At 60.1% G+C, this 14,372-nt stretch carries 16 protein-coding genes and 1 pseudogene; 7 read left to right on the top strand and 10 right to left on the bottom strand.

Going from position 1 to position 14,372, the window contains the following annotated elements; all coding sequences use genetic code 11:
• Positions 1-46 precede the first annotated feature (46 nt).
• From DBW_RS01360 to DBW_RS01340, 5 genes are all read right to left on the bottom strand, one after another.
• Positions 47-232 carry an SHOCT domain-containing protein gene (locus DBW_RS01360; RefSeq protein WP_066723142.1) on the bottom strand — a complete coding sequence of 62 codons (186 nt, stop codon included), beginning with the start codon at positions 230-232 and terminating at the stop codon, positions 47-49.
• A 119-nt stretch (positions 233-351) separates the two neighbouring features.
• Positions 352-744, bottom strand: coding sequence for a hypothetical protein (locus DBW_RS01355; protein ID WP_066723139.1), 393 nt, complete (start codon positions 742-744; stop codon positions 352-354).
• A gap of 171 nt (positions 745-915) precedes the next feature.
• Complete coding sequence (locus DBW_RS01350) at positions 916-1,818, bottom strand: F510_1955 family glycosylhydrolase (protein ID WP_066723137.1); 903 nt, start codon at positions 1,816-1,818, stop codon at positions 916-918.
• Positions 1,819-1,845: 27 nt separating this feature from the next.
• A complete protein-coding gene (locus tag DBW_RS01345) occupies positions 1,846-2,094 on the bottom strand; it encodes an SHOCT domain-containing protein (RefSeq protein ID WP_066723135.1) in 249 nt (82 codons plus the stop codon).
• 30 nt (positions 2,095-2,124) lie between these two features.
• Positions 2,125-2,784, bottom strand: a complete 660-nt coding sequence (locus DBW_RS01340) for a hypothetical protein (RefSeq protein ID WP_066723133.1) — start codon at positions 2,782-2,784, stop codon at positions 2,125-2,127.
• 354 nt (positions 2,785-3,138) lie between these two features.
• On the opposite strand from DBW_RS01340, the gene DBW_RS19210 reads away from it, so the two are divergent.
• The 3 genes from DBW_RS19210 to DBW_RS18875 all read left to right on the top strand — a co-directional run bounded on the left by DBW_RS19210 (position 3,139) and on the right by DBW_RS18875 (position 5,255).
• Positions 3,139-3,561, top strand: a complete 423-nt coding sequence (locus DBW_RS19210) for a class I SAM-dependent methyltransferase (RefSeq protein ID WP_442856852.1) — start codon at positions 3,139-3,141, stop codon at positions 3,559-3,561.
• A 192-nt stretch (positions 3,562-3,753) separates the two neighbouring features.
• Positions 3,754-4,350, top strand: a complete 597-nt coding sequence (locus DBW_RS01330; protein ID WP_082820450.1) for a type IV toxin-antitoxin system AbiEi family antitoxin domain-containing protein — start codon at positions 3,754-3,756, stop codon at positions 4,348-4,350.
• On the top strand, positions 4,347-5,255 hold the full coding sequence (locus DBW_RS18875; protein ID WP_066723125.1) for a nucleotidyl transferase AbiEii/AbiGii toxin family protein: 909 nt from the start codon (positions 4,347-4,349) through the stop codon (positions 5,253-5,255). Before DBW_RS01330 ends, DBW_RS18875 begins: the two co-directional genes overlap by 4 nt.
• Before the next feature lie 248 nt (positions 5,256-5,503).
• Here DBW_RS18875 and DBW_RS19145 read toward each other — a convergent pair.
• A pseudogene (locus DBW_RS19145) lies at positions 5,504-5,587 on the bottom strand (helix-turn-helix domain-containing protein); the annotation flags it as partial.
• Positions 5,588-5,628: 41 nt separating this feature from the next.
• Between DBW_RS19145 and DBW_RS17965 the strand changes: the two are divergent.
• Entirely contained in the window at positions 5,629-6,357 is a 729-nt protein-coding gene (locus DBW_RS17965; protein ID WP_231875366.1) for an ATP-binding protein, read from the top strand.
• On the opposite strand, the gene DBW_RS01315 is transcribed toward DBW_RS17965, so the two are convergent.
• From DBW_RS01315 to DBW_RS01295, 4 genes are all read right to left on the bottom strand, one after another.
• Positions 6,245-7,348: an SO_0444 family Cu/Zn efflux transporter gene (locus DBW_RS01315; RefSeq protein ID WP_066723122.1), complete on the bottom strand. Its 1,104-nt coding sequence runs from the start codon at positions 7,346-7,348 to the stop codon at positions 6,245-6,247. The genes DBW_RS17965 and DBW_RS01315 overlap by 113 nt on opposite strands.
• A 2-nt stretch (positions 7,349-7,350) precedes the next feature.
• Positions 7,351-8,007 carry a metal-dependent transcriptional regulator gene (locus DBW_RS01310; protein WP_066723120.1) on the bottom strand — a complete coding sequence of 219 codons (657 nt, stop codon included), beginning with the start codon at positions 8,005-8,007 and terminating at the stop codon, positions 7,351-7,353.
• A 181-nt stretch (positions 8,008-8,188) separates the two neighbouring features.
• Positions 8,189-10,183 (bottom strand): ferrous iron transport protein B, encoded by a 1,995-nt coding sequence (gene feoB, locus DBW_RS01300; RefSeq protein ID WP_066723110.1) that lies wholly within the window; start codon positions 10,181-10,183, stop codon positions 8,189-8,191.
• 75 nt (positions 10,184-10,258) lie between these two features.
• A complete protein-coding gene (locus DBW_RS01295; protein WP_066729613.1) occupies positions 10,259-10,612 on the bottom strand; it encodes a winged helix-turn-helix domain-containing protein in 354 nt (117 codons plus the stop codon).
• Between the two features lie 77 nt (positions 10,613-10,689).
• On the opposite strand from DBW_RS01295, the gene DBW_RS01290 reads away from it, so the two are divergent.
• Genes DBW_RS01290 through DBW_RS01280 form a run of 3 tightly spaced genes read left to right on the top strand, consistent with a single transcriptional unit; the run spans position 10,690 to position 14,363 of the window.
• Positions 10,690-12,480 carry a two-component system sensor histidine kinase NtrB gene (locus DBW_RS01290; protein ID WP_066723109.1) on the top strand — a complete coding sequence of 597 codons (1,791 nt, stop codon included), beginning with the start codon at positions 10,690-10,692 and terminating at the stop codon, positions 12,478-12,480.
• 25 nt (positions 12,481-12,505) lie between these two features.
• Positions 12,506-13,015, top strand: a complete 510-nt coding sequence (lspA, locus tag DBW_RS01285; protein ID WP_197463701.1) for a signal peptidase II — start codon at positions 12,506-12,508, stop codon at positions 13,013-13,015.
• Positions 13,002-14,363 carry a sigma-54-dependent transcriptional regulator gene (locus DBW_RS01280; RefSeq protein WP_066723107.1) on the top strand — a complete coding sequence of 454 codons (1,362 nt, stop codon included), beginning with the start codon at positions 13,002-13,004 and terminating at the stop codon, positions 14,361-14,363. Before lspA ends, DBW_RS01280 begins: the two co-directional genes overlap by 14 nt.
• Positions 14,364-14,372: the final 9 nt, after the last annotated feature.

Raw genomic sequence — 14,372 nt, 5'->3', positions numbered from 1 at the left:
AAGGTGGAGACGACTCATTCGCCCCTATCCGCCGGGTTCTGGAGCCCTACTCTAGAGCCTTTTTCATCTTCACAAACTCCTCCAGACTGAGCTCCCCCCTGACGTAGCGAGCGGTAAGGATGTCGAGGGGCCTCTCCTTCTCTGCCGGCCCAGGCTGCCAATCCAGCAACCACTGGACTGCGCACACCGCACCGAGAATGGAGACCCCCCAGAACAGAAGTATTGAAATCATGATCGTTCTCCTTTGCCAACTGTCGGATCAGGGCCGGAAAAAAGCGTGTCCGGCCACGGACAAACCTGCGAAAGACGCACTGGTCCCTTGCTTGGTTCAGTCGACGACGTTGCTGGAGATCAAATCAGAAAGGAACAGGTACGCAGGTAGACAGGAGGGGCGCCGCGGGGTTTGTGGACGAGCACATCTTCGGGAGGGTTACTGCGGGGAAGTTCAGAGAGTCGTGAGTGGGTGACTGAAGGGGGAAGGCACGCCACCTGGGGAGCATCGATCGTAAGGAGGGTTCGCTCATGCGTGGCCGGGGTCGGTTGGTCCTCGGCCGCCTTGAGGTCGCAACAGCCTTCCTGTCCACCGAAAGCGACAAGCGGGGTTTGTTGGCTCCCTGCATCCCGGCAGCAGCAGGCCTGCCGGACCTGTCCGTCCATGCGGCACTGGTAAAGCACCGAGCCGAGCGAACCCGCCGGGGCGAGCATGCTCAGGAGCAGGAAAATAGAAAAAAGGCGGATCGGCATTCGCCTTCACCCAACAAGGTTGGGTCCCCAGAATAGCCCAAAGCTGGACTTACCACTCAAAAAAGCCCACCAACTCAGTCAGCAATCTGCTTTTACTATAGGTTCAAGTGCAAACAAATGTCAACCCAGGTCAGTATGGCCAGGCAATAACCGTTACTGCATGCCCAAGGGTTACCGATCCAACCCCTTCCCCTCACGGGCGATCTCTTTCCAGCTCTTTCCGCCGTCCCGGCTGAGAAAGACGCTGCGCTTGAAGGTGGCGATGGCGTATTCGCTTCGACCCGCAGGGTTCTGCGCGATGAAGGCCACCGCATCTCGACCAAGAGGTGGCACCGTTACGCTCTGCTGCTCCTCCGTTCGCCAATCAAGCCGAATCAGCGTCGGCGCCTCGGCGTAGCCGCCATACCAGAGATGCCGGCCGTCGAGGTCGAAGAGGACTGAATAGACCGGGCCCGAGGCGAGCGCGCGAAAGCTTGCGCCGGAGTCAGCCGAGAGATACAGGCCGCTCTTGGTGGCGACGGCGACAACATTTGGGTCCTCGGGATGGACCGCGATGCCGGCCGGCTCACCGCGCAGCCCCTCGGCCCGCGCACGCTGCCAGGCGTCCCCGTCGTTCAGGGTGAAGTAAATCCCCGCCTCCGGCATCCGGGAGTTGGGCGCGTGGTTGTAGACGTACACGGCGTTGCTGCCGTAGCCCGCGGCGAGCTGGTGGAAATCAGATTCTCCCTCCAGCCCGAGCCTACTCCAGCTCTTGCCGCCGTCGTCGCTGCGCATAAGTCCGAAGGGGTCGACGAGCCGCGAGCTCTCTGCCGGATGGCCGCTGCTGTAGAAGCGGTTTCTGGTTGCGGTAAATCCCATGTAGTCGTGCTCGGGACCCGGCGCCTTGGCCCACTTGCCCCCCTCGTAAATGGCAAATCCATGATGGCTGGGGACAAAGAGGCGCTTGCCATCGGCGCTGTAGGCCAGGCCATGAACGTGTGTGAGAGTGACCTCGGCCAGCGCACCGGCGGCCGGCGCCAGGAGAAAGGCACATGCGGCAAGAAGCCTGAGGAGTGTTTCAGATGGGGATTTCATGTTCGCATGAACTCCACGGGGCCGATTCTATTCCAGATCCTTTTTCATCCTCTCGAACTCCTCCTTTCCGATCTCACCTTTAGCGTAGCGGGCTTTGAGGATGTCGAGTGGCGACGCCGGCGACCCTTGCTCCTTGCCGACTTTGCCCCGGGTGGCCAACCAGCGAACGGCACAGACCAATCCGAGAATGGCGAAGCCCCAGAGCAGAAGCATGAAGATCCACATTGCCGGACCCATCATTCCCCAACCGTCCATCATTCCGCCGCCGTGCATCATATGCTCATCCTCCTTGCCTCCGATTCGGGACTATTTTTCGGTGCGTCCGTGCCGTTGCAGGAAGCCGACGATGTCCCTGACCGTCTTTTCCTCCGGAACCGGCTTGCCCACGGCCGCCATGTACCCTTTCATCCGTTCGACCACTGCCGGCCACTCCGAGGCGCTGTGCTGGCCGGGGTCGGGCAGGACGTGACACTGGGAGCAGACCGCGCGGAAGAACTGCCCAGCTTCGCTCTCCAGCGCCGGGGAGAGTCTTTCGGCCAGGGGTTTCTGGGCGTGTTTCTGGAGGTAGTCGAGGATGGCGGCAAGCTCCCCTTCGGCGGGGGCGTCGACCCTTCCCATCATCATCATGCCGCGGCGGCTCATCATCTGCATGCGTCGGTTCATCCTGTTCACCACCTCCGGCCACTCTGCTGAGGTATGCAGACCCGGCCCCGGCAGGTAATGGCACTGCGTGCAGAACCGCTGAAGTAGCCGCGCCCCTTCCGAATCCGGATCCGGCAGAAAGGCGGGATCCATGGGAGGAGGCAGCATATCGCCCATCATCTGCTGCATCATCTCGCGCATCCCTTCGCCCATCATGCCACCGCGACCGCCCATCATTCCCTGAGTCCAGCCGCTGCCGGGGATAACGACAATGAGGAGGCCCACCGCAAGGGCCCAGACAAGGAAGTTCCACCGCCTTTTCATCTTTCTCCTCCTGTGCTTCACAGTAAAAGCAACGCTTTCAGATTACCTTGACGCCCCTGGATGTCAAATTCCGTAAAGATTTCAACGGAAACGGTCTTCGGCCTAAGGAGAGTGGTAGGATGAAAAAGGAGGATCAAAGCTATTGCTTGCAAAATGGGCAATCGGTCTATCTTCGAAATCGAAGGTCAGGTTAAACGTGATTTCTCATTTTGACATTCTGGCGCCGGTCTATGACCGAATCGCAGGGCTTTTCCTTGGGCCTATCGACCATGAACTATGGAGGAAGCTGCTTGAGCTCCGGTAAATGGCCGCCTGCTAGATGCCGGAGGTGGAACCGGTCGGGTATCCGCCTCCTTGCGCCCTATGGTTGGGCAGCTTGTGGTTGCCGACATTTCCTCAGGCATGCTGCGTCAGGCCCGGAAAAAGGGCGGACTCCATCCGGTCCAAACCGATGTGGCCCTTCTCCCTTTCCCAGATGATATCTTCGAGCGGATCATGGTAGTCGATTCCTTGCATCATTTCCCGCGCCAACGGCAGGTGATTCGTGAGTTGGCAAGGGTCCTCGCCCCGGGCGGGCTGTTGGTAATCGAGGAATTCGACATCCGCCGACTGCCGGTCAAGGGGCTTGCCCTTCTCGAGAAACTGGTCCTGATGGGCAGCCGCTTCGGCCGGACGAAAGAGATCTGGAACCTTGTCCTGAAAGAGGGTTTGACGACGGAAATTCGGGAAGGTGAGCGGTTTTCCATCCGAATCGTGGCGAAGAAGCAAATCCTATGAACCCCTCATCTTTCCATCTTCGACAGAAATTTTCGCGTGAATCCTTTTGAGCAGGGAGGTATGCCGCAGATCCCGCGCCTACATTGATTCTGATATGAATATCCAGCTTTCCAATTTTTCCCTTGCATTCTGGAACAGTTACAGACAAAATGTTCCCACTTTTATATAAATGGAGTCATTTTGTCTGGTTTTATATCGAAAAAATCCCCTGAGGAAATTTTCCGACAGCATGGCGGCCAGCTGCACATGAGCGAAGCTCTCGCTCACGGAATAACACGGTACATGCTGTACACCCTGCGGGACAAGGGCATCATCGAGCAGGTGACGCGAGGAGTCTATCGCTTGGCGGAGCTGCCGCCCATCGGCAACCCCGACCTGGTGACGGTAAGCCTTCGGTTTCCGAACGCCGTCATCTGCCTCATTTCCGCATTGGCCTTCCACGGAATCACCACTCAGATTCCCCACGAGGTCTCTGTCGCCGTGCCCCGGGACTCTCGGATGCCGTCCCTTGATTTTCCGCCGATTCGCGCCCATAAATTTTCCGATGCCGCCTTCCGGGCCGGGATTGAGGAGCACCAAATCGATGGCGTCCCTGTTCGAATCTACAGCCCGGAGAAGACCCTGGCGGACTGTTTCAAGTTCCGCAACAAAATCGGGATGGATGTGGTTCTGGAAGCGCTGAAACTCTACAAGGCGCGGAAGAAATTCAACCTGGCGGGAGTGCTCGAATATGCGCAAATTTGCCGTGTGGACAAGGTGATGAAGCCCTACCTGGAGGCGACGCTGTGAGCGCGAAGGCTCTCAAGAACACCGCTGCTTCGGTCCGACAACGCCTCCTCAACCGGGCCAGAAGCGATCGGCGGCCGTTTAATGAACTGCTCCAGTATTACGCGATGGAGCGCTTCCTCTTCCGGCTGTCGCAATCGGAGCATGCCGACCGGTTCATCCTCAAAGGTGCCCTGATGTTGAGAGCCTGGCGGTCAGCAGAGTTGCGACCGACCATGGACATCGACCTGCTGGGCCGCACAAACAATGAAACGGCCAGCATTGTCGCGCAGATTCGGGATATCCTTTCCGCCGAAGTGGACCCGGACGGACTGGTCTTCGGCCCGGACACGATTCAGGCCGAAAGGATTACGGAGGATGCCGACTATGAAGGGATCCGGGTTCGCTTTCGAGGGACATTGGATTCGGCCAGGGTCAACATGCAGGTCGACATCGGTTTCGGCGATGTCGTTTTCCCTGGACCGGAAAAGTCTGACCTGCCGACCTTGCTGGATTCGCCTGCACCACGCCTGCTGTGCTACAGCCGCGAAAGCGCCATTGCCGAAAAGTTCGAGGCGATGGTGAAACTGCGCGAGTTGAACAGCCGGATGAAGGACTTCTACGACATCTGGCTGCTCTGTCGGCAATTCGATTTCGTGGGAGAAAACCTGGCCGAGGCCATCCGCCTCACTTTTGACCGACGCGGCACCCCACTTCCCGATGTAATCGAGGCCTTCACCGATGGTTTCGCCGAGGCTAAGCAGACTCAGTGGGCAGCTTTCCAAAGGCGTCTGCGGCAGGATCACGTTCCCGCGTTGTTCTCGGAGGTCGTACTTTCTGTCAAGGAATTCCTCCTGCCGCTCACCGTCGCGCTGTCTTCCGGCAAGGCGGCACCCTCTCGCTGGACCGCCCCAGGCCCTTGGGAGTGAACCGACAAGAAAAGATCAAGCTCCTCTCGATTCCGCCGACACGGCTTGTGTCTCCCACTCAGCCATTCGGCCAACTGCTCAGGATCGCGACCCATCTCGGCACCGAGCTGTTCCAGAGTCAGACCGTTGACCTGCTTGTACCAGGCCAATCTTTCCAGTAGATCATCGGGACAGGGGATGGGATTGTAGCCGAGGAAGGTGACGATCTGGGGGATGTACCGGAAATCGGCGGTCCACCCGTGCTCCCAGTTCCAGATGGTGGAGGTAGTTACTCCGAGCTTGGCCGCGACATCTTTTTGGTACAGACCGAGTTCGAGACGGCGCCGGCGCAGGTGGTCTCCGAGGGTGACCGGTTCTTGAGCGAACTCGGAAAGTGGTTGAATTTGAAGGGGAATTTCGATTTTGTGGGCTTGGTTGGCTGCTTCAGAAAAGTAGGAAAAGATACACGCAACCCTGCAAGTGTGGATTCCTCGGTGATTTCAGTAACTTATGTACTTGTACACCGCACGACATCCAAAGTTATCGGCGGCGATTGTCAGGACCATTGCTGGATAGAATCGACCTGCAGATCGATGTCCCACGGGTGCCGCACAAGGATCTGGCCGATCCGGTCGAAGGGGAATCTTCGGCAACCATCCGTGCCCGGGTAGAAAAAGCCCGCACGATCCAGCGCGAGCGTCTTGCTCCCTATGGCCTGCACGCCAACGCCGCCATGGCCGCCCGGCATATCCGCAAATTCTGCCCGGTGGACGACCAGGGGCAGAAACTGCTGGAGATGGTCACCGACAAGCTGGGGCTGTCGGCACGTAGCTACAGTCGTATCCTCAAGGTGGCACGGACGATTGCTTATCTGGTGGGAGAAGAAAATATCCATCAGCAGCATTTGGCCGAGGCGATACAGTACCGGGGGCTGGATCGCCGCAATCAATTGCCTGTTTTAGGTAGTTCAGACATTTGGACCGACGAACCGCCGGTCAGCAGGAGGGGCTTCAGGTGCCGTCGGCTTCGGAGGTCTGGCATCCACAATCTGCGTCTTTTCCGCGCGGCCAGTAGCATCGCGCCAGAAGCAGCAGAAGTGCCACGGCCGCAGCCACCATCATAGGGGAATCGGCAGCCGCGCCGACCTCGCTCACCCACCGCGTGATATCGAGTCCGCTCCAGGCGTAGATGCGGTTGGTGAGCCACCCAAGAGCCAAGGAGCAGAGGGCGATCGAGCACAGGTAGACGATAGTCGCTGCCCGACCGAAATAACGGGCGACCACAGTGATGGTTGCCGCATTGGTGGCCGGTCCGGCCAGCAGAAAGACCAGTGCTGCACCCGGAGAGAGTCCCTTGAGGACTAAGGCTGCTGCCACTGGGGTCGAAGCGCTGGCACAGATGTAGAGGGGAATCCCCACTCCGAGCATGATTAGCAGAGACAAAAGTTCATTGCCGAGATAGCGGGTGAAGAAGTCGTCCGGAACGAAGTAGGCGACCACCCCGGCGATGGAGATGCCCAATAGCAGCCACTTGCCTATGTCCCCTAGCAGATCGCCGAAGGCGTAGGCGAGACCGTTTCGCAAGCGGCGACCGAGAGGTGGCCGGGGTTCCGGGGCGGTCAGATTCCCACGGCAGGAGGAGGCGCAGCCGCAGCTCCCGTCACCTTTCCTGCTGCCGGACCCGGCAGGCTCAGGTCCATCTTCTGGGAGGCGATTGATCAGCAGCCCGGTCACCGTGGCGGTGATGAAGGAGGCCACAGGCCGCACCACAGTCATGATCGGGTCGAGTAGGGCGTAGGTGATGGCGATGGAGTCGACGCCGGTTTCGGGAACCGAAACCAGGAACGCCGCCGAGGCCCCCTTGCTTGCCCCTTGTTTGCGCAAGCCGATGGCCGCGGGGATCACCCCGCAGGAGCAAAGTGGCAGGGGAATGCCGAACAGCGAAGCCTTGAGCACCGAGGCGGTGCTGTTCTTCCCCAGGTGCCGGGCCACCGTTTCCTCAGGCAGCAGAGCCTTGAGCACCCCGGCGGCGAAAAATCCGAACAGCACATAAGGGGCCGACTCGACCAGGATTTCCCAGCACTCGATAAGGATACCCGTAACAGTCTCAAACATAATCAACTCCCGGATTCGCCTCTTTTGACAACGATCGCCGAGGCCATGTCGGCATCGACCGCATACTGGCTGTAATCGACCGAAAAGACAAAGGATGGGAAATTGGCGTTCAATTCGATGGCATTGCCGGGAAGCACGCCCATGGCCATCAGCTTTTGCAGCTTCTTCGAATCGCCCGCCTTGATGTAGGCAATCGTCCCGGTCTCCCCCGGTTTCAGACTGGCCAGGGGGGCAACGAATTTCTCTTTCGTCTCGCGGGCCTTGCGGCAGCAGTCCCCGGGAGGAATCGGCTTGCCGTGGGGACAGGTTTCAGGGTGCCCCAGCAGGCGGCAGATTTTCTCTTCGATTCCTTTTTTAACGATGTGCTCCACCTGGCAGGCGGCCTCTTCCATATCCGCTTGGTCGGTTTCGATGATGTCGTGGAACAGGCGCTCCGAAAGGCGGTGCCGGCGGATGGCCCGCTCGGCTTCCTGCTTTCCCGCCGGGGTAAAGTGGACGGACTCATTCTTGGATTCCACCAGCCCCTTCTGAACCAGCCGGTCGAGGGGGATCTCCAGTTTCTCGCTCAACTGGCTTTCCGTGTTCAGCTGCGGGTTGGCATCCACCAGACAGACCCACAGAACCTCCAGCGCTTCTTCAATCCGTTCATTTATCGGCATCGATTTTTCTCCTGAATTTCTTTTTTTAACTCGCGTAATGTTTCAACAAATTCCGGCTCGCGGGGCGATTCGTAGCCGCAGAAAGGGCATTTGACCTTCTGGCAGCCGCCGAAGGACGAGCAGCTCCGGCACTCCTTCTTGGCGTCCTTCGCGACGAACTCCTTGCGGCAGAAAGGGCAGATCACAGCAGAATCCCGGTGAGATTGAGCAAGGCATTCACCAGGCCACCGACCGCAAAGGCGAAGGGAAAGATGAACAGGGCCATGGCGCAGGCCATCTTGAGTCCCCGCTCCTTTTTCATCATCAAGAACTGGGCGACGCAGGGGACGAACAGGGTCAGGGTGATCACCGCCACGGCCAGCTGGTTGCCGGTCAGGGCGCCGGCCTGCTGCAGGTCGTAGAGGCCGGCGGCGCCGTAGTCGCGGCGGAAAAAACCGAACAGGAAGGCGACTGCAGCTTCTTTCGGCAAGCCGATCCAGCCCATCACATGGGAGAGCCAGGAAACGACGACATCGAAGGTTGCGGTGATTTTCCCCAGCCAGATCAGGACGCTGGCCAGGATGAAGAGCGGCAGGATCTCCACGAAGTACCACTGCATGCGGGTGTAGGTCTTCATGAAGACCGCTCCCGGACGAGGCATGCGCAGGGGCGGGACCTCCATGTAGAAGTTCGGGCGGTCGCCGGGCATCAGCCGGGCGGTCAGGAAGCCGACAAAGAGGAAGATGAAGAGCATGAAGCCGGCCCAGACCGCCATGGCGGCCGGCTTTTCCGCGACCATGCCGAGAATGACCCCGAGCTGGGCGCTGCAAGGGATCGCCAGGGCCAGTAGCAAAGTGGCGATGATCCGCTCCCGTTTGGTTTCCAGGGTGCGGGTGACCATGGTCGCCATGGTATCGCAGCCGAAGCCGAGAGTCATGGGGATGACCGCCCGTCCATTGAGGCCGATCTTTTTGAAGATCCGGTCGACCAGAAGCGCCAGGCGCGGCAGATAACCGGTATCCTCAATGATCGAAAAGGCGATGAAGAAGGTGCCGACGATCGGCAGGATGATGGCGATGGCATAACGAATGCCCAGGGTGACGATGCCGTAATCCATGCCGATCAGGTCGCGCACCGGCGCCCAGGGGACGTAAGTGGTGAGCAGGCCGTTGATCCAGGGGTTGAGGTAGACCTCAAAAATATCGGCCTCCAGAAAATCAACGATGGTCCCGGCACCGAAGTCGCCAACGAACTTATACAGACCAAAATAAAGGACCAGCAGCAGGATTGGGACACCCGTCAGCGGTCGCATGGTCCAGCTGCTGAGGCGATTAGCGAAGGATTTGCTTTTGCTGGCCGGCGGCGCAAAGGTTTCGGTGCAAATGTTGACAGCACTTTGATGGAGAATCATCGGCACAGCATAACTGGCGGGCTCCTCCAGCTTTTCTTCCAGCTCCGCTAACGTGGCGTCGAGAAAATCGGTCGATCGCCCTTCCAAGGCTCGCTCCTCTTCGGCAATGGCCGCATCGCCCTGGATCAGCAACAGGGCCAGAGCCCGCTGGGATAGACCACGGTCGACCGGCATGATCGGGGCCAGGGCGTTCAGTGCCCCCTCGATAGTTTCGCCGTAATAAATCTCCGGAGTTTCTTGCGGGTGACGGTAGGAGGCGATTTTCTCTTTCAGGGTGTCGACACCTTTGCCGGAGAGGGCCGAGATGGCCACGACCGGAATGCCCAGCTTCTGCTCCAGCAATGCGGTATCGATGCGGATGCCGAGGCGCTCGGCTTCATCGATCATGTTGAGGACCAGCACCACCGGCAGGTCGGCCTCGACCAGCTGCAGGGTGAGCGAGAGCATCCGCTTGAGGTTCTTGGCGTCGACCACCTGCAGCACCACATCGGCCCCGCCGTCCCGCAGGATGTCCCGGCTGACGCGCTCTTCTTCGGTGATCGGCAGCAGGGAATACATCCCGGGCGTATCTTCGACATTGAACTCTTCGGTGCCGATTCGGCACTTGCCCCGGGACATCTCAACCGTAGTCCCAGGGTAGTTGGAAACCACCACGTAAGAGCCGGTCAGGCGGTTGAACAGGGCGCTCTTGCCCACGTTGGGGTTGCCCACCATGACGATCTTTTTGAGCCCGCTCTCTTCGCTGGTCTGGCCGCCCTGGCAGCCGCAACCTCTCTTTTGACTCATGTCTACCTCCAGGTAAATTTAGTGCTTATTTTGAACGCGTGAAGATATGTTCAAGCGTTGGGGTAAAAAAAGGAATTACTTCTCTTTTAAGTGGCGGATGCCTTCCTCAAAGAGGTTGCGGACATGCTCGTCGTCGAGGGAGTAATAAACCATCTTGCCGTCTTTTCTCGACCTGACCAAACGGGCAGTGCGCAGGATACGCAGCTGGTGGGAGACAGCCGATGAAGACATTTGGACGACTGCGGAAATGTCGCAGACGCACAGCTCCTCCTCGGAGAGGGCATGGAGAATGCGCACCCGCGTCGGCTCGCTGAGGACCTTGAAGGTTTCGGCCAGATCTGCAATGGTCTGCTCGTCGTGCATCCTGGCCCGGGCCCGTGCAACCCGTTCGTCATCCACGTAAATTATCTGACAGATATCTTTTGACATGTTGTCCGTTTGTGTGAATAATCGTTCAATCGTTTCTGGCTTTTTACCCTTCATGGCCTTTCTCTGTCAAGAAGAAATTGAAAAAGGTTTTCATCGGCAAGAAAATGATTCCAGCATCGCACCAACCCAAACGACTCTCCCTGCCGGCCCTGGGGCTCATTCTTGCCGCCATCATCCTGGCCATGATCCTCGGCGCGGTCACCTGGCGCAATCTGGATCGCGAAGAGCGCCTGATGGAGAACTTCCTGCGGGAGGAAGGTCTGACCCTCATTCGCGCCTTCGAGGCGGGGGCCCGCACCTCCATGATGATGAACTGGGAAGGCAACTCCCTGGCGACCCTGGTGCGGGAGACGGCCCGATCCGATTCGGTCGCCTATGTCATCGTTGCCGACGCCTCCGGTCGACTGCTGACGGCGGCAGGCGAGAGGCGTAGCAGCGACGATATCCTGCCGGTTGCACAAGTTCTGGCGCAGGAGCAGCCCCGCACCCGCCGGACGAAGGATGGCGCCGGCCGGTCCGTGTTCGAAGTCGCCAGGGAGTTCAACCCGGTTTTGCCGGAAGGCGCCGGCCGTGAAGGGATGATGGGGCGCTGGCAGAGGTGGTGCGGAATGGGCTGCGCACCGGGCGAGGAGGTTGGCCGCCGGGTGGTTTTCGTGGGACTTTACACCAGCGAGTTCGAAGCGGCCCGCGACGAAGATGTCCGCCAGAGCCTGCTCATGGGCGGGCTTCTGCTGCTTCTGGGGTCGACCGGGTTTTATTTCCTCTTCCTTTCACAGCAGAGCCGGGTGGCCAAAACCACCCTGGCCAACATGGAGCTTTACACCCGCAACGTCATCGACAGCATGCCCGCCGGGCTGATCACCCTGGACAACCAAGGCCGCATCGTCTCTCTCAACGACAAGGCCCGGGGGATCTTCGGCCAACAGGGAGAGGCCGCCGAGGGCAGACCCCTGGAAGCCCTGACCGGAGCCGAGCGCTGCGAGATTGCGCCGCTGATTCGCGAAGGCCGCGAATTTGTTGAGCGGCCGATGGAATGCCGTCGGCCGAACGGCGAGAGCATCCCGGTCAAGGTGAGCGCCTCGCGCCTGACAGACCGGGACGGAGAGCCGCTGGGGACCGTGCTGGTTGTCCGGGACCTGCGTGAGATCAAGGCCATGGAAGAGGCGCTGGAGCGCTCCCGGCGGCACGCCACTCTCGGGCGCATGGCGGCCGGCATCGCCCACGAAATCCGCAACCCCTTGGGAACCCTGCGCGGCTTTGCCCAGTATTTTGCCAAACTCGGAGCAAAGGACCCGCACGCCGGGGAGTACGCCGAACTGATGGTCGGCGAGGTCGACCGGCTCAATCGCACCATCTCCGCCCTGCTGCAGTTCGCCCGGCCGCGGGAGCCGGAACCGGCGGAGATCGACCTGGGCGATCTGCTGCGCCGCACCGCACGGCTGCTGCAGGACGATCTGGCGGCCCGGAACCTGACCTTTCAGCTCGACCCGCCCGCCGAGAGGGTCAACTTCACAGCCGATTCCGACCTGCTGACCCAGGTGCTGATCAACCTGCTGCAGAACGCCCGGGCCGCCACCGAAGCCGGAGGGGAAATCCGTCTCGGGGCACGAGAGCAGGATGCGGAGATCCGCTTCTGGGTGGAGGACACCGGCAAAGGGATGGCCCCGGAAGAACGGTCGCGGATGTTCGACCCCTTCTTCACTACCCGCAAGACCGGCACCGGACTGGGGCTGGCGATGGTCCAGCAGATCGTGGAGCAGCACGGCGGCCGCATCGAGGTGGAAAGCGCGCCGGAAAAGGGCACCCGGGTCGAGGTCATTCTTCCCCGGGAGCCGGCACAACGCAAAGAGATTGGAAGTCCAGCGTGAAACGTTGGAGCATGAGGACAAACGGATGACGATAATAAGAAGAATCCTGCTGATGGCCCCGGTCATTCTCTCCTGCGTCGGTTGCGACCGGATCACAAAGGCGGTCGCCAGAGAGTACCTGGCCGGCTCTCCCGAACTGTCGTTTTTGGGGGACCTGTTTCGCCTGCAGTATGCGGAAAATCCCGGCGCCTTTCTGGGAATGGGTTCAGGTCTGCCGGAATCGGCGCGTTTCTGGGTCTTTATCATGGCGGTCGGGGCGGTATTGCTGGGCGTGCTGGTCTGGACCCTCTCCTCAAGGAGCTTGCGCCCTGTCGGTGTGGGGGCTCTGTCTCTGGTGCTGGGCGGAGGACTCAGCAACCTTTATGACCGGGTAGTTAACGACGGCGCCGTCGTCGACTTCCTGAACCTGGGTCTGGGAGGGCTGCGCACCGGAGTCTTCAATGTCGCTGACGTTGCCATCACCACCGGCGTCACCTTACTGCTGATTGGGGAACTCATGCGAAGCCGGAAGGAGCCGGAATATGGAAAAAGCTAAAGCCGTTATTCTTGTGGTCGACGACGATGTCGCCCACCGCACCATGCTCAAGGCCCACCTAGGCGGCGAGGGGTACGAAATCGTCGAGGCCGACGACGGGGATGTAGCCATTCATCTGGCCCGGGAGCGCGAGTTCGATCTTGTCCTGCTCGACCTGAAGATGAAGCGGGTCGGAGGGATGGAAGCCCTTGAGGCGATCCAGGAAGTGAAACCGGAGCTGCCGGTCATCATCATCACCGCCTTCTCCTCAGTGGAAAATGCCGTGGAAGCGATGAAAAAAGGCGCCTTCGACTATGTCACCAAGCCGGTGGATGCTTCGGAGCTGGCCCTGACGGTTGAGCGGGCCCTGAGTTTCGAGCGCCTGCAGCAGGAAAATGCCGCCCTCAAGGAGCGGCTCGGCGAAAAGTTCGACTTCGGCAACATCATCGGCAGCAGCCGCCCGATGCGCGAACTCTTCGAGACCCTGGTCCTGGTCGCCCCGTCAGATGCCACCGTGCTGATCACCGGCGAGTCGGGGACCGGCAAGGAGCTGGTCGCAAATGCCGTCCACCAGAACAGCCCTCGTTCGGACGGCCCCTTCGTCAAGGTCAACTGCGCGGCGCTGCACGAAAACCTGCTGGAGAGCGAGCTGTTCGGCCACGAAAAGGGAGCTTTCACCGGCGCCGCCGAGCAACGCAAGGGGCGCTTCGAGCTGGCCCACAAGGGGACCTTGTTTCTCGACGAGATCGGCGACATGAGCCTCACCACCCAGGCCAAGATTCTGCGGGTGCTGCAGGAGGGAGAGTTCGAACGGCTCGGCGGCACCAAATCTATCAGGGTCGACGTGCGCCTGCTTGCGGCCACCCACAAGGACCTGCAACAGATGGTGGCAGAGGGCAGCTTCCGCCAAGACCTTTTCTTCCGGCTCAGTGTCGTTCCCCTGGAACTACCCCCCTTGCGCGAGCGCCCAGAAGACATCCCGACACTGGCCGGGCATTTTCTGGAAAAGTACAGTGCTAAAAACCGCAAGGACATCCGCGGCCTTCATCCCGAAGCCCTGGATGCCCTGCTCGCCTACGCCTGGCCCGGCAACATCCGCGAACTGGAAAACACCCTGGAGCGGGCGGTCATCCTCTGCCTCGGCGAGCAGATCGGCCTGCGCGAGCTTCCCGTTTCCGTCCGCGAGGCGGCTGCAAGCACAGTGCGCCCCTTCGCCCTGCGCCCCGGGCACACTCTCAAGGAGATGGAGAAGGACCTCATCCGGGCTACCCTCGCCCAGACCGACGGCAACCGCACCCGCGCCGCCGAGATTCTCGGCATCACCCGCCAGACCCTGCAGAACAAGCTCAGGGAATACAGGTTGGGGTGACTACCGACC

It is taken from the genome of Desulfuromonas sp. DDH964, from assembly GCF_001611275.1.
In the GTDB taxonomy this organism is placed as follows: domain Bacteria; phylum Desulfobacterota; class Desulfuromonadia; order Desulfuromonadales; family DDH964; genus DDH964.
This window is presented reverse-complemented; position numbering and strand designations above follow the sequence as displayed.

Coding starts and splice junctions, on each gene's coding strand:
- lspA (WP_197463701.1), top strand. CDS start 12,506: ATGACGATAATAAGAAGAATCCTGCTGATGGCCCCGGTCATTCTCTCC.
- DBW_RS01360 (WP_066723142.1), bottom strand. CDS start 232: ATGATTTCAATACTTCTGTTCTGGGGGGTCTCCATTCTCGGTGCGGTG.
- DBW_RS01355 (WP_066723139.1), bottom strand. CDS start 744: ATGCCGATCCGCCTTTTTTCTATTTTCCTGCTCCTGAGCATGCTCGCC.
- DBW_RS01310 (WP_066723120.1), bottom strand. CDS start 8,007: ATGCCGATAAATGAACGGATTGAAGAAGCGCTGGAGGTTCTGTGGGTC.
- DBW_RS01295 (WP_066729613.1), bottom strand. CDS start 10,612: ATGTCAAAAGATATCTGTCAGATAATTTACGTGGATGACGAACGGGTT.
- DBW_RS01350 (WP_066723137.1), bottom strand. CDS start 1,818: ATGAAATCCCCATCTGAAACACTCCTCAGGCTTCTTGCCGCATGTGCC.
- DBW_RS01340 (WP_066723133.1), bottom strand. CDS start 2,784: ATGAAAAGGCGGTGGAACTTCCTTGTCTGGGCCCTTGCGGTGGGCCTC.
- DBW_RS01345 (WP_066723135.1), bottom strand. CDS start 2,094: ATGATGCACGGCGGCGGAATGATGGACGGTTGGGGAATGATGGGTCCG.
- feoB (WP_066723110.1), bottom strand. CDS start 10,183: ATGAGTCAAAAGAGAGGTTGCGGCTGCCAGGGCGGCCAGACCAGCGAA.
- DBW_RS01315 (WP_066723122.1), bottom strand. CDS start 7,348: ATGTTTGAGACTGTTACGGGTATCCTTATCGAGTGCTGGGAAATCCTG.
- DBW_RS01280 (WP_066723107.1), top strand. CDS start 13,002: ATGGAAAAAGCTAAAGCCGTTATTCTTGTGGTCGACGACGATGTCGCC.